We start from the raw sequence: 13,549 nt of genomic DNA, 5'->3' as shown, positions 1-13,549 counted from the left end.
CTCCATGGGGCTTTTTGCGTTCATGCATCCACAAAACCTGATCCCGCTCGCCCCAAGCCAGTTCCTTCGATACCAACGCAAAGCCCCGACCAGCGCCACCGCGCCTCATTGCGGAGACCCGCACTGACCTGAGCCTGACCTGAGTTTCGGAACTTCCTGGAGAGTTTGGGAGAGTCCGTCACACCAACCACTTGTGGCCAGCAGAGTGTGATCGCCGCAAGCGTGACCAACCAGTTGCAGTCCGAGCGGCAGGTTCTGGGCACCCGTGGACCGCGGCAACGTGATCGTGGGCACGCCGAGAAGCGTCCATAATACGCAGGGAGCGGCGTTGCCTGTACCCTCTTCGATGGGCGGGGCCTCTCCGAGCGCCGGTAGTGTGAGTACACTGTCCCACCCACGCATCTCTTCGGCATACGTGGCCTGAAGCGCCGCACGGGCAGCAAGTGCTTCTCTGTGGGCCGCTGCCGGCAGCGCGCGACCGCGTGTCACCAGATCCTTCATGTGTGCGCTCAGCAAGTCTGGATGGCGATCCGCCACTGGGGCGAAAATTTCCGCGGCCTCATGGCAAAGGATCACCTCTGCGATCGCCAACCCGTCGTCGAAGACTGTCGGCAGTTCGCGCGCCTCAACGACCGCCCCTCGCGACTCGAAATGTGATGCAGCTTCCTCGATGACGGCGTGCTGCTCCTCGCTGGCCTGGTTCCAATAGAGCCCCCGCACGAGGCGTATACGCGGCGCGCCTCGTGTGGGCGCGCGCCCGGACGGCGGGACAAGCGCCGAGAACGTGTGGGCGATGTCGTCGAGCGTGCGCGCAAACAGACCGGCATGATCGAGCGTCGGGCTGAGCGGATGAGCGCCCTCGAGTGGCAGTACGGCGCGCCCCGGCATGAAGCCGACGATGCCGCAGAAGGCAGCCGGCCGGATGACCGAACCGAATGTCTGCGTGCCAATTGCCAGCGGCACCAACCCGGCGGCTACGGCCGCTGCCGAGCCGCTCGATGAACCGCCCGGGGTATGGCCTTCGTTCCAGGGGTTGACGGTGAGACCTGCCTGCCGCCAGGCGAATTCGGTCGTCACGGTCTTGCCGGCAACGTGGCCGCCGAGCGCGCGCAGACGGGTGACGAGTGCCGCGTCGCGATCGGGGATATTGCGGGCGTGGATCGCCGAGCCATAGGCGGTCACCATGCCCGCCGTGTCATAGAGGTCCTTGATGCCGATGGCGATGCCAGCGAGCGGGCGCTTCGGGTCAACGCTCTCGGGTGCGACATCGTTGACGACGGTGAATGCGTGGAGCGCGAGATCGAGATGTTCGATGTTCGCGCGGCAGGCCGCTAGCGCCGCATCGACCGTGATCGCGCCTGAAGCGACCGCGGCGCGCGTCTCCAATACTGTCGGTGCCGGCCGGACCATAAGCGCCGGCGGCAAGTGTGCTGTGCTGTCCATTGGCAAGGCCTTTCGAAGCATGCAGGTCCGTTGGACTCAGAGTAGCGGCAGGCGACTGCGGACGGAAAGACGGCTCGCAGGCGAAGCCATAACCATTGTCGATAGATGGCCAGCTTTCTGGTCTGGTAAGGCGCGGCCCTCACATGGCATTCAGTCTACCCTAATCTAGGGGAGCAGCAGCATGGCATTCACGATGCACAACGAAGTCGTCCTCGACGCGACACCGGACGAGGTGTGGGCCGCGATCAACGATGCGGACCTGCTCAGGCAGAGTATTCCGGGCTGCGAGGCGCTGGAGCGTACCGAGGACAGCGCCTTCGCCGCGACGGTCAAGCTCAAGATCGGCCCGATTTCGGCCCGCTTCAAGGGCGTGGTCCGCTTCGAGGACGTCGATGCGCCGGCCAGTTGTCGCATCGTCGGCGAGGGGCAGGGCGGCATTGCGGGCTTTGCCAAGGGGGGCGCGAAGATCCGCCTGACGGCAGAGGGCGCGCAGACCCGGCTGCACTACGATGTCGAGGCGGAGATCGGCGGCAAGATCGCCCAGCTTGGCTCCCGCCTGATCGACGGCGTCGCCAAGAAGCTGTCAGAACAGTTTTTTCAGAATTTCTCCAAGGTATTCGCCGGGGCCGCCTGCGTCGCCTGAGCCGAGACTTGGGGCTGCCGCGCCTGCCGTGGCAGACAATAACAGGGCGCCGGCGGGTCTCGTCGGCGCCCTTTCTTTTGCATCAATGTCTGGCTGCCTACTTGTACAGTCCGTCGTGCTGTTTGCGGATCTCGGCCTTGAGGACCTTGCCCATGGTGTTGCGCGGCAGGGCCGCTTCGAACAGCACTCGCTTCGGAAGCTTGTATTTGGCAAGGAGCGGGTCGAGCCGGGCGATGACCTCGGCCTCGGTGAGCGAGGCGCCTTCCTGCAACACAACGATGGCCGTGACCGCCTCGCCGAAGTCGGCGTGCGGCAGGCCGACAACGGCGCTTTCCTCGACGCCCTCGATCGAATCGATTTCGGTTTCGATCTCCTTGGGATAGACATTGTATCCGCCGGTGATGACAAGGTCCTTCGATCGACCGCTGATGAAAACGTAGCCCGATGCGTCGATGTAGCCGATGTCTCCGGTGATGAAGTAGCCGTCGGTGCGGAACTCGGACTGTGTCTTTTCGGGCATGCGCCAATACCCCTTGAACACGTTGGGGCCCTTCACTTCGATCATGCCGGGCGTGTTAGCTGGCAGCTGCGCGCCGGTGTCCGGGTCGCTGATGCGCACGCTGACGCCAGGAAGCGGCATGCCGGCCGAGCCCGGGATACGCTCGCCGTCGTATGGATTTGAGGTGATCATGTTCGTCTCGGTCATGCCGTAGCGCTCGAGGATGTGATGCCCCGTGCGCTCGGTCCACGCGCGATGGGTCTCTGCCAGCAGCGGCGCAGAACCCGAGATGAACAGGCGCATGTGGTCGGTGCTGCCGTGGTTCAGCCAGTCTTCCTTGAGCAGGCGGGTATAGAAGGTGGGCACGCCCATCATCACGGTCGCCTGTGGCAATTCCCGGCGGATCAACCCGATGTCGAACTTCGGCAGGAAGACCATGGTTGCCGAGGCAAGCAGGGTGACGTTGCTGGCCACGAACAGGCCGTGCGTGTGGAAGATTGGCAGCGCGTGCAAAAGTACATCGCTGTCGGTAAAGCGCCAGTATTCGACCAGAGTGCGAGCGTTGGACGACAGGTTGGCGTGCGTCAGCATAGCTCCCTTGGAACGCCCGGTGGTGCCTGAGGTGTAAAGGATCGCGGCGAGGTCGGTCGGCTCGACGACAACAGTCTCGTACTCCGTGGGCAGGAAGGTAGATTCATCGACCAGCGTGCCCTGGTTGGCGGCGCCAAGCGTGAGCGTCGAGAAGACCCCTAGCGAGGAGGCCATCGGCTCGATGTCGCTGAATCTCTCAGGCGAGCAGACAACGACATGCGGTTTGGCATCGCCGATGAAGTACTCGAGCTCCGCGAGCGTGTAGGCGGTGTTGAGCGGCAGGTAAACGGCACCGGCGCGCAGGCAGGCGAGGTAGAGGATAATCGCCTCGGGCGACTTTTCGACTTGCACCGCGACGCGGTCGCCAATGACGAGCCCTTTTGCGCTCAGCAGGGCAGCATAGCGTGCCGACAGGTCCCAGGCCTGGCGGTAGGTGTAGCTCCGCCCCTCGGTCGTGCGGATGAAGATCTTGTCGTCGTCGGTGACGCTGCTGCGGATAAGAGAAAAGAAATTATGTGACATCGCGGCGGGTATCCCGTTTTTGTTCCTGCTACTTTGCTGCAACTTGCTTCAGCAGCGCCTTAACTCGGTCGGAAATGGCGATGTCGCCATTTTCGGCATAGTTTTCATGATTCGTCTCTATGTCAGAGGTCTTGTAGAGATAGTTGACCATCAGGCCGTAGGAGTTGGCGAGCCCCTTGGGCGACAGGTCGGCCATGGCGTGGATGTCCTCTAGACTGGCACCGTTTCCCAAGTGGAAGCGCGCAACCGCATCGATGGGTCGGTGGCGGCTATCCTTGGCGCACGTGAAATAGCAGGCAGCCAGTCGCCGGAGCAGCGGATTGAGCTTGCTGAGCAGCGCCGCGTCTTCCTGCCAACCCTCGACGTCGGTCCGGTCAACCAAGGCGTGATCGGCCGCCGACAACAATGTCTGCGTCTTGTTCTCGCGCAGCTGGCGCAGCCAGCGCGCAAAGCCCGGCACCGGTGATAACGTGACGAATGTCTTTAGGTTGGGCAGTTCGCGACGCAGCTCCTCGACGACCTGCTTTATAAGGAAGTTGCCGAACGAGATGCCCCGTAGCCCCTTCTGGCAGTTGGAAATGGAGTAGAAGACGGCCGTGGTGGCGTCCTCGCGCGACACGATCGGGCGGTCGGGCCGCAGCACGTCGGTGATGCTGCCGGGGATGCCGGTCATCAGCGCGACCTCGACAAAGATGAGCGGCTCATCGTGCATTTGCGGATGGAAGAAGGCGAACAGTCGCCGGTCCTGTGGCTCGATGCGGCGGCGCAATTCGTCCCAGTCGGGGATAGCGTGCACGGCTTCGTATCGGATCACCTTCTCCAGCGTCGCAGCGGAATCGTCCCAGCTGACCGGCTTGAGCTGAAGGAAGCCGCGGTTGAACCACGACGTGAAAAGGTGGACGAAATCACGATCGAGGCCGGCGAGGGTGCGATCCCCTTCCAGCGCCTCGAGCAACACCTCGCGGACCTCAACGAGTCGGCGAGTGCCGTTGCGAGCGTAGTTGAGACGTCGGATAAGTTCCTGAGCACGTGGCTCGCTGACCGCGTGCAGGCGGTACAGGTTTTCGGGCGAGGGGTCTTTGCGAACCGTCTCGATCTGCTTGAGGATGGCGTCAGGATCGGGTGCAAAGCGCTGCGCCAGGCGGGTCAGTAACGCACGTCGCTCCTCGGATTCGAGCGCGTCCCAGCGCTCGAAGATTGCCTCGGCGATAACGAAGCACGAAATCTCGCCACGGCCCGACACCAGGGAGTCGCAGAGCGCGACGATGTCGCGCCGGCCGTCGTCGCGAGCGCGTGAAAGGAAGTTGAGACCCTTGTGGCTGAGGCTGGCCATGAGGTCCGAAAGTAGTGCCACCACGACGGAATGCTCCCTATGGTCCTGTGCGCGGGACGGTGTTCTAACCTATCCGGTCGAGTTCCGCTTGGGCGGCAACGAAGCAGCCCATCGGTATCTGCTGCACGCCGGCGCCAATCTGGCCGACACCGGGTATCCGCGAAGCGATGCCCGTGTTGATGAGCGGCTGGATACCGGTCGACACCACCTTGCGCACATCGATGCCGGACGGTACGCCGCGGTAACCTAGCGCCGGGATGCGGAAGTATGAGTGCTCTCCGACCGTTATGTCGCGCATGCGCTCCGAGCGGGCGATCAGTTCCTCGACGGTGCCGCCAATAAAGGAGGAGATGGCGGGCGCGGCGGCCAGCGCGAATGCGCCGAGTCCGATGCTCTCGGTAATGTAGGAGTCACCCATCGTGGGTGTCGCCTCGTCCTCGCTGTGTCCGTCGAAGAACTTGACGTTGGCGACGCTTGCTGGCGCGGTGAACCAGCGTTTGCCGAGGCTCGCAACGCGGATGCCGACCTCGACGCCGTTGCCGGCCATCACGGTGACAATGTCACCCTTGCCAAGGGCCTCGACATACAGCGAGACGGCTTTGGCGTGCGCGATCGACAGCGACAGGAAGAAGTGGTCGTTGCCGGCGATGAATCGCAGCGCCTTCTCCAATTTTTCGTGGGGCGCGCCCGTGGCGACGAGTGCCAAGGCGATGTCACGGAAGAATTGGCTTGTCGCAGCCTTGTTGCGGTTATGCACTTCGTCGCCGCGCCGCAAGGCCTCGGCGATAGCCTGCTTGAGGTCCATCGGGCCGGCGAGTTCGAGCGCGCGGCTTATCAGCGGATAGAACTCGTCGCGAATCCAGCGCAGACGCTCGGTGACCTCGGGTCCGTTGGCGCCGAAACGCAGCGCCTTGCCGAGGCCCTCGTTGATCGTGACATAGGCGCGCAGCCCGCTGATGTGCTCCTCGACGATGAACACTGGCATCGACGCGGTGATGATGCCGGCCATGGCGCCGGCCGCCTGATGGTCGTGAGCCGGAGCGAACGAGATCGTACCGGACCCGGCAAGTGCCTCGGCCTCCTCGACCGTAGCGCACCGGCCTTCGAAGACAAGGCCGCCGCAGACGGCGGCGCGCATGGCGCTGGTCATGCCTTCCCAAGTGATGGGCGGCCCTGCGTGCAGGACGAGGTCGGGCCGCATGCCTGGTATGGCGTCGCCAGCGAGCGCCATACCGATCAGCATCGGTTGCGCCTCGCAAAGGCGTCCGAAAGCAGCAGCAAGCTCGGCGGAAGTCTGGGAGGGGGCGGGCAAAACGTCAGTCATCGGTCGTCCATCGTTGGTTGATGCGTATAGTGGGTACGCATCACCAAGCTGTCCATTGCTGTAAGGCGACAAGACATTTCCCTTGGTTATATCGGAGGCTGACAAGGCCGCCGACTGATACCGGGCTGCCATGTGCGGGGCCATATCCACAGGAAAAAACAGAGCGCAACCGGGCGTGCAATGAGTCGATCGGCCCCTGCAAGGCAAAAGGGGATATTCCTAAAGGCGATGGCTGGAACAATCGTATATATTCCGGAAATAGCCGGAATGTGGAACCAATTAACGTGGCGCCGTGCTTCACGAACAACACAGGCTCACGCAAATGAGCACGCTGGCTCACGGCGCCAGGGGAACGATCTGGAGGTTTTACATGACCGCAGTCAACCAAGGCTCGCAAGCGAGGGCTGGTCAGCTGGTCAGGGCGTCAGCTCGAACAAGCGCAACGAGCTCCCGGGTGATAACAACGCCCAGATACATGGTGAATCTATCCAAACGATTCGCGACGGGTAGAACGCCCCTGGTCAGCCGCTTTAGCTGCGACCTCTCCGTCGAATAACTGATTCCAACACAATTCGGCTTATGTCTAGTAGGAGGAGAAAGCCATGATGATTATGCAGAATTCTGTTTCCCGACGCAGTTTCCTGAAAGGGACGGCTGCCGGTTCCGTGTTCCTCGCCGGCGGCTTGCCGGTGTTTGCCCAGAGTGCCACCAAGCTGGTGTTCATGGAGCCGTTCGACCTCGCGCTTGAATACGCCCAGGAAATGAACGCGATCGTCGGCGGTCACTTCGAGAAAGAAGGCCTCGACGTCTCGATCACCAACGTGCGCGGCACCGCCGTCGGCATCCAGCAGGTGATTGCCAACCAGGCCAACATGACCCGCGTCGGCCTGCTCGACCTGTTGAAGGCTGCGGGCTCGCAGGAGAGCAAGATCATTTCGGTTGCCACAAGCCTTCAGGGCGGCATTTTCAATTTGGTCAGCCGCAAAGATGCTCCGATCAATTCGCCGGCCGATCTCAAGGGCAAGATCGTTGGCATAGCCTCGCTCGGCGGCGGCCAGGAGAACGTGCTGAACTTGATGCTGTCGAGTGCCGGCATTAAGCCTGAAGAGGTGGAGCGCCAGGCGATCGGTTCGAGCGCTGGCAACGTCGAGATCCTGAAGCAGGGCCGCGTCGACGCCTTTATCGCCAACACCGAGACCGCGCTTATCTTGCAGATGAACAATGAGCCGGTCGAAATCTGGACGACCTCCAAGTATGCTCCGCTGCCCGGCGGTGTCATTCTGATGACCGACGAATATGCCCAAGCTAACCGCGAAACCGTAGTCAAGTTCCTGCGTGCTATGCGCGCTTCAGCGCTCGAGATCATCGATGCCGACCCGGCTGTTATCCTTGACCGGATCGTCAGCAAGTTCGAGCTCACCACCAATGATGATCGTGAGTTCCGCCTCAAGTCCATCAAGGCCTACAACGAGTTGACGCTCGCCCAGGGCCGCGACAATGTCATGCGCAATGTTCCGGCAGTATTCGAAGCCGCCGCAAAGCTGGTCCAGGACGCAGGGATCGTCACGGTACCGAGCATCGCCGCTCTGTACGACAACAGCTTTGCAGACGAGGCATTCAAGTGATGACAGCCGCCACCGCAACTTCCGACAAATCGATATCGCTCAAGGCGACCGAAAAAAGGTTCGGTGCCCCAAAAGCCAGCGTACAGGCGCTGACCCCGACGACGATGGACATTGCTGGTGGCGGCATGACGATCCTCTTGGGGCCGTCGGGCTGCGGCAAGACCACGATGCTGCGGCTCATTGCCGGCCTTGAGACGCCGACGTCTGGCCTCATCGAGGTGGGTGGGGTCAACCTTTGGTCCAACGGCAAGCGCAATAGTGATGCGTTGTCGCACCTGGGCATGGTCTTTCAAGAAGCGAACCTGTTTCCTTGGCTGACGATCGAGGAAAACATCGCGCTGCCGCTCAAGCTGCGCGGTGTGAGCAAGGCAGAGCGTCTGGGCAAGGCGCAGGAGCTTTGCCGGCTCGTTGGCATCGCGGGTTTCGAGCGGCGCATGCCGCGAGAACTGTCGGGCGGCATGCGCCAACGCGCATCGATCGCTCGCGCCCTCAGCTATGATCCGGGCATCCTCCTGATGGATGAGCCGTTTGGCGCGCTTGATGCCATCACGCGCGACACGATGAACAATGAGCTTCAGCGCATCTGGATGGAGACCGGCAAGACCGTCGTGCTGGTGACACATTCGATCGGGGAGGCGGTATTTTTGGCGGACCGCATTGTATTGCTGTCGCCGCGACCGGGCCGGGTACAGGAGATCATCGAGGTTCCTTTTCCGCGTCCGCGCGACCAGAGCATGTACAGGGAACCGGAATTCCAGAGGATCGTCAGCTATTTGCACGGCAAGCTTGATCACTGAGCGGCAAGGGCCGTTCCGGCCACGCGCAAGTGCAAGATCCTGTCCCGCATCAAGAAACCACGGAAGCAATAATGAACTCTCCCGATAACCAAATCACCGGCAGCGGGATAATCCCAGCCTGGATTGGCAGTCTGATAATCCTGGCGGCATTCCTCTGCAGCTGGGAAGGTTATGTCCACCTGTTCGAAGTGAGCAGGCTGGTGCTGCCGCCGCCGTCTGAAGTCGTCATGAAATGGTTCGAGTTCGTGATGAACAAAAGCGTCTGGTTTCATACCGGCGTAACGGCATTGGAAACCCTCCTCGGCTTCTTGCTCGCAAGTGTCCTTGGTATCAGCTTAGGCTTCCTGCTCGGCAAGATGCCGCGCCTCGAGCGCATGCTGAACCCCTTTGTGATCGCTACCCAGGTGATCCCCAAGGTCGCCTTGGTGCCCCTCTTTATCGTGTGGTTCGGCTTCGGCATGACCTCGAAGGTTGTGATCGCCACAATCCTCGCCTTCTTCCCGATCCTGCTCAATACCATTCTCGGGATAAAGTCTGTCGAGACCGGCTTTGACGAAGTGATGAAGAGCCTGAACGCAACGCGGTGGCAGCGCCTGACACAGCTCGACTTCCCCAGTGCATTGCCGTTCATCCTGACCGGCATGGAGGTGGGTGTGGTGCTGTCGATTATCGGGTCTGTTGTCGGCGAATATCTCGGCGGCAACACCGGCCTGGGTAACCTGGCGGTCAAGGAGATGAATTCCTACAACACGACCGCGTTGTTCGCGGTCATCATGCACCTGTCCATTCTCGGCTTCGCCTTCTACGCTGTGGTCGTGGGCGTTCGCAAATACCTCATTCCTTGGCACGGTTCCGCCAAGAACTGAGTAGCTCCAGTCCTCGGGCGGTGCGATCCGCCTGAGGACTTGCCGTTTCCGGACCGCCCGTAGCGGGCCAGTTGCCAATTGCGTGACGCTGCCTGCAGGGGGAACAAGATGTTCAGGGGCATGCATGTCATCGAGCGCCCTCAGTACTCTTCCGACCCAGGACGTTACGTATGACCGGTGACTGCCCCGGCAGCCGGTCCGCGACGGTCTGGAAGGCCATTCATGAGAACGGAATCAAGGTGAAGGTCTTCACGGTGAGCCGCGATACGATCGGCGGCGAGCGCAACCATAGCGGTGTCGCCGCGCTACCCGCAGCACCACCGTCAAGTAGCGTGCGGACTGTCTCCTGATCCGGCTCACGTCGAGCGCAAATTCAAGGTTCCCGGGTGGCGCCTATAGTGCGTGTCGACACTGCCGAGGTCGGAGATGGAATGCTTTCGGCAACCCTCAGATCTTTACTGACGCCGATATCTGGGCCCTGATGATTTCACCGCGAGTTACGTAGAGAGGGCCGCCAATGCGGCCGAGCGAGGCGTAGGCGATCGGGTCAATCCGGTCGCCCTGCCAGAGAGCGTCAGCAACATGGAAGCACACCACGTTGCCGATAATCAGACGGTGCGCGTGGTCATCGTGAACGTCCAAGATGCGGTCGACCCGGCATTCCATCGCCACGGCCGCATCACGCACGTAAGGAGTTTGGATGAGCGTAGCCGGGGAAAGCGCGATGTCCAGGGCGGTCGCCTCGCTCACATCGGGGCCGAAGCCATGCGAGCTGTCGACCATCGGCTGCAGCAAGTCCGGCGTCACCGAGCTGATCGTGAATTCGCCGCGGTTCTGCGCGTTCACCAACGTGTCTTTGAGCACCTCCGTGCAGGGACCCACGCTGATCACGACCTTTGCCGGGCTGTAGCTGACGAACGTGAAGCTGCTATAGGGTGCGAGGTTTACGCCGTTCGGACCGAGCGTCGCTGTCCATGCGATGGGACGCGGCGTTACAGCTGCAGAGATCAATTTATAGGAGCGGTCTTCGTCCAGGTCCTGGGCAGGGATCGTGATCGTTGACTTGTCCGTCATCGGGATCCGCTCGTCTGCACAACAGCTTTTCGGTCTGGCTCTGCAGCACGCCTCATCCTGTCCGCAATCAGTTCGGCTGCCATGATGATCGGCGCGTTTATGTTGCCCCCAATCGGCTCGGGGAAGATCGAGGCGTCGACGACGCGCAGGCCTTTAACGCCGTGCACGCGGCATTCGCTGTCGACCACGTTCATCATGTCGCTGTCCGGTCCCATGCGGCAGGTGCCCGAGGGATGGTAGGAGAGAGAGACGATGTTGCGGATATAGTCGTCGATCTCCTGATCCGTGCTCTTGGAGAGGCCAGGACCGATCTCGGTGCAGTGCTTCGTCAGCGCGTTCTGCTTTCCGATGTCGCGGAAGATCTTCACACCCTCGCGAAGGCGGCGGATATCGGATTCAGTGTTGAGAACCGCCTCATCGATAATCGGTGCGGCAAACGGATCGTCGGAGCGTAGCGTGATCGAACCGCGACCCTCCGGGCGGCACATTACGACACGGGTCATGAAGCGGTCGTTGTAGGGCTTCACGAATGGCGGCAGCCACGGATGGGCGTCCATCGGCGCGCCGACGAACAGCAGTTGCAGGTCGGGCACCTTCTGGCTCGCCTCTGAGCGCACGAAGCCGGTGATGCCGCCGGGCAGCTCGGAGGCGAAGCCGCCGCCGGTGAAGTAGGCGCGAGAGAAGCCGAGTGCGGCCTTGTCGGCGCGCATGTTGGCGTGGAACGGACCTGGCTTATGGCGCTCGAAGACAATCGACACGCCGTAGTGGTCGTGCAGGTTCTGACCGACGCCCTTGAGGTCGACCTTGCACTCGATGCCGTGCGCAGCGAGATGGTCGGCGTCGCCGATGCCCGACAGCATCAGGATCTGTGGCGAGTTGAATGCGCCGGCGCTGACAATGACTTCGCGCCGCGCATTGGCGGTGGTGCGAATGTCGCCACGGATGAACTCGACGCCGGTGGCGCGCCCGTGTTCAATGGTGATCCTTGCCACCTGCGCATGGGTGATGACCGTCAGGTTGCGGCGTTCGCGCGCCGGCTTGATGTAACCCCTGTAGCTCGAGCAGCGGCGACCGTTGCGTAGCGTTAGCTGCATGCGCGAGAAGCCGTCCTGATCGAGGCCGTTATAGTCGTCCACCCAGCTGTGGCCGGCCTGTCCGACAGCGTCGGCATAGGCTTCGATGGCCTCGTCGGTGTATTTCGAGGTGCCGGTCGAGATCGGGCCGGATCCGCCTCGATAGCGAGTCTCCCCGCCCTCCCAGCTTTCTTGCTTGCGGAAGTAGGGCAACACGTCCTCGTAGGTCCAGCCCTCGATCCCACGTTCGGCCAACCTGTCGTAGTCCTGCCGGTTGCCGCGCACATAGGCCATCGTGTTGATGGACGATGTGCCGCCCATGACCTTGCCGCGCGGACAGTCGAGGACGCGGCCGCCGAGCGCCTTCACCGGCTCGCTCTTGAAGTTCCAGTTGTTCATTCCCAGCCGAATCAGCATGCCCCAGCCGATGGGCACGTGGATCAGGGGATTGAAGTCGGAGCCACCAGCCTCCAGCAGAAGCACGCTCGTATTCGTGTCCTCCGACAGCCGTGCGGCCATGGCGCAGCCAGCCGAACCTGCGCCGATCACGATGTAGTCGAATGACAATGAGTTGGCCACGGGCACCTCCTGGATGGGACAGATGGCGGACGTCCGATGCGCAGCCGCAGACGGAGCCAGTCCGACGTGTTCGTAGGCCAACTTTAAAGAACTGGACGGTGCTTCGGTATGTACCTGACCACGCTAGCCATTCGTGGTGGTTATGGCTCGCGGCGCCTTGCCGAGCAAATTGAGCTCGAAGCATACGGTATTGATGCTACGCAGAAGCGCTTCGGCGGTTTGCGTCAGCTCGATTTCCGCCGGGTGGACGAGCCCCAGAGAGCGCGTCAGGTTCGGCAATATATCGTGGTGCGATATTCGTTCCATCGGTATGTAGCGCAAATTGCCTGATGCAGTGCTTATTTCGGCGGCGTAGGCCGGAATGATGCCGATAAAGTCGGTCTTGCGCACGACCTCGCGAATGAACACCAGCGAGTTGCTTTCAATCGGGCCCTTTGATGCGTCGATCTGGTTCTGTCGGGCGAGCTCGAGCACGCCATCCCATAGCGGCAGCGCGTCTTCGAGCATGACCCAACGGTATTCGATCAGATCATTGAGAGAAATCTCTTTCTGGCTGAGGAGCTTGTGGCCCGTTCTGACCACTAGCGCGAAGGAATCGTCAAACAACTTCTGGGTCTTGAGGTTGGGACTCTCGGTACGTTCGTCCAGAATGGTGAACAGCAAGTCCAGGTCGCCGCGGTGCAGGTCTACCAGCAGTTCCGATATCGCCCCGCTCCGGATCTTGAACTTCAGATTGGGCCGCTTCAGCGCAATGCGCACAATGGCCTTGGGAATGATCTGGTCGAGGATGCCGGGGCCAGGCGTGACTCCGAGGGATACACAGCCGGTAAATTGACCCTTGATGTTGTTCAAGTCGTCATTCGCTCGCCTGAGTTCGGATGTGATGGAGCGTGCGCGCTTGTAGAAGGCCTCACCGAACTTGGTCAGCTTGACGCCGCGCGGGCCGCGTTCGAGTAGCCGGACGCCTAGTTGTTCCTCGAGCAGGCGCAGGCTTTTCGACAGGGCGGGTTGCGAGATGTAGAGGCGCTTCGATGTGCGGCTGAGGCTGCCGCTCTCTACCACGTCGACAAAACGTTCAAGCTGTTTCTGGTCCAAGGTATACCCACAAGCTATATCTGAAACAAAATATGTTCTAGCTGGCTATCGGCGGCTTGTCTACTCCATGCCCTTAAGGCGTGAG

General features: G+C 61.5%; 12 protein-coding genes. 5 read left to right on the top strand and 7 right to left on the bottom strand.

Going from position 1 to position 13,549, the window contains the following annotated elements:
- Positions 1–105: 105 nt before the first annotated feature.
- Positions 106–1,443 (bottom strand): amidase, encoded by a 1,338-nt coding sequence (locus ACM6UT_RS18775; RefSeq protein ID WP_416798874.1) that lies wholly within the window; start codon positions 1,441–1,443, stop codon positions 106–108.
- A gap of 181 nt (positions 1,444–1,624) precedes the next feature.
- On the opposite strand from ACM6UT_RS18775, the gene ACM6UT_RS18770 reads away from it, so the two are divergent.
- Positions 1,625–2,086 (top strand): CoxG family protein, encoded by a 462-nt coding sequence (locus tag ACM6UT_RS18770; protein ID WP_416798873.1) that lies wholly within the window; start codon positions 1,625–1,627, stop codon positions 2,084–2,086.
- A 97-nt stretch (positions 2,087–2,183) separates the two neighbouring features.
- Here the strand turns inward: ACM6UT_RS18770 and ACM6UT_RS18765 are convergent, their stop codons facing one another.
- From ACM6UT_RS18765 to ACM6UT_RS18755, 3 genes are read right to left on the bottom strand one after another with little or no spacing between them, the layout of a single operon-like run.
- Positions 2,184–3,698: a malonate--CoA ligase gene (locus ACM6UT_RS18765; RefSeq protein ID WP_416798872.1), complete on the bottom strand. Its 1,515-nt coding sequence runs from the start codon at positions 3,696–3,698 to the stop codon at positions 2,184–2,186.
- Between the two features lie 28 nt (positions 3,699–3,726).
- Positions 3,727–5,055, bottom strand: coding sequence for a malonyl-CoA decarboxylase (locus ACM6UT_RS18760; protein WP_416798871.1), 1,329 nt, complete (start codon positions 5,053–5,055; stop codon positions 3,727–3,729).
- Between the two features lie 40 nt (positions 5,056–5,095).
- On the bottom strand, positions 5,096–6,355 hold the full coding sequence (locus ACM6UT_RS18755) for a YlbE family protein (RefSeq protein ID WP_416798870.1): 1,260 nt from the start codon (positions 6,353–6,355) through the stop codon (positions 5,096–5,098).
- 602 nt (positions 6,356–6,957) lie between these two features.
- Here ACM6UT_RS18755 and ACM6UT_RS18750 point away from each other — a divergent pair.
- From ACM6UT_RS18750 to ACM6UT_RS18735, 4 genes are all read left to right on the top strand, one after another.
- Positions 6,958–7,980, top strand: coding sequence for an ABC transporter substrate-binding protein (locus ACM6UT_RS18750; RefSeq protein WP_416798869.1), 1,023 nt, complete (start codon positions 6,958–6,960; stop codon positions 7,978–7,980).
- The gene (locus tag ACM6UT_RS18745; protein ID WP_416798868.1) at positions 7,980–8,777 is read left to right on the top strand and encodes an ABC transporter ATP-binding protein; all 798 of its coding nucleotides are present in this window, start codon (positions 7,980–7,982) and stop codon (positions 8,775–8,777) included. The genes ACM6UT_RS18750 and ACM6UT_RS18745 overlap by 1 nt, the downstream gene beginning before the upstream one ends.
- A gap of 71 nt (positions 8,778–8,848) precedes the next feature.
- Positions 8,849–9,643, top strand: coding sequence for an ABC transporter permease (locus ACM6UT_RS18740; protein ID WP_416798867.1), 795 nt, complete (start codon positions 8,849–8,851; stop codon positions 9,641–9,643).
- A 170-nt stretch (positions 9,644–9,813) separates the two neighbouring features.
- Positions 9,814–9,993, top strand: coding sequence for a hypothetical protein (locus tag ACM6UT_RS18735; RefSeq protein WP_416798866.1), 180 nt, complete (start codon positions 9,814–9,816; stop codon positions 9,991–9,993).
- Positions 9,994–10,090: 97 nt separating this feature from the next.
- Here the strand turns inward: ACM6UT_RS18735 and ACM6UT_RS18730 are convergent, their stop codons facing one another.
- The 3 genes from ACM6UT_RS18730 to ACM6UT_RS18720 all read right to left on the bottom strand — a co-directional run bounded on the left by ACM6UT_RS18730 (position 10,091) and on the right by ACM6UT_RS18720 (position 13,464).
- Complete coding sequence (locus tag ACM6UT_RS18730; protein WP_416798865.1) at positions 10,091–10,717, bottom strand: flavin reductase family protein; 627 nt, start codon at positions 10,715–10,717, stop codon at positions 10,091–10,093.
- Entirely contained in the window at positions 10,714–12,369 is a 1,656-nt protein-coding gene (locus ACM6UT_RS18725; protein ID WP_416798864.1) for a GMC family oxidoreductase, read from the bottom strand. The genes ACM6UT_RS18730 and ACM6UT_RS18725 overlap by 4 nt, the downstream gene beginning before the upstream one ends.
- A 123-nt stretch (positions 12,370–12,492) precedes the next feature.
- A complete protein-coding gene (locus ACM6UT_RS18720; RefSeq protein WP_416798863.1) occupies positions 12,493–13,464 on the bottom strand; it encodes a LysR family transcriptional regulator in 972 nt (323 codons plus the stop codon).
- Positions 13,465–13,549: the final 85 nt, after the last annotated feature.

This window comes from Ciceribacter azotifigens (assembly GCF_048159625.1).
In the GTDB taxonomy this organism is placed as follows: Bacteria; Pseudomonadota; Alphaproteobacteria; order Rhizobiales; family Rhizobiaceae; genus Allorhizobium; species Allorhizobium azotifigens.
This window is presented reverse-complemented; position numbering and strand designations above follow the sequence as displayed.

Excerpts from the sequence above, each read along its gene's own strand:
- ACM6UT_RS18775 (WP_416798874.1), bottom strand. The coding sequence starts at position 1,443 with ATGGACAGCACAGCACACTTGCCGCCGGCGCTTATGGTCCGGCCGGCA.
- ACM6UT_RS18770 (WP_416798873.1), top strand. The coding sequence starts at position 1,625 with ATGGCATTCACGATGCACAACGAAGTCGTCCTCGACGCGACACCGGAC.
- ACM6UT_RS18765 (WP_416798872.1), bottom strand. The coding sequence starts at position 3,698 with ATGTCACATAATTTCTTTTCTCTTATCCGCAGCAGCGTCACCGACGAC.
- ACM6UT_RS18755 (WP_416798870.1), bottom strand. The coding sequence starts at position 6,355 with ATGACTGACGTTTTGCCCGCCCCCTCCCAGACTTCCGCCGAGCTTGCT.
- ACM6UT_RS18750 (WP_416798869.1), top strand. The coding sequence starts at position 6,958 with ATGATGATTATGCAGAATTCTGTTTCCCGACGCAGTTTCCTGAAAGGG.
- ACM6UT_RS18745 (WP_416798868.1), top strand. The coding sequence starts at position 7,980 with ATGACAGCCGCCACCGCAACTTCCGACAAATCGATATCGCTCAAGGCG.
- ACM6UT_RS18740 (WP_416798867.1), top strand. The coding sequence starts at position 8,849 with ATGAACTCTCCCGATAACCAAATCACCGGCAGCGGGATAATCCCAGCC.
- ACM6UT_RS18735 (WP_416798866.1), top strand. The coding sequence starts at position 9,814 with ATGACCGGTGACTGCCCCGGCAGCCGGTCCGCGACGGTCTGGAAGGCC.
- ACM6UT_RS18730 (WP_416798865.1), bottom strand. The coding sequence starts at position 10,717 with ATGACGGACAAGTCAACGATCACGATCCCTGCCCAGGACCTGGACGAA.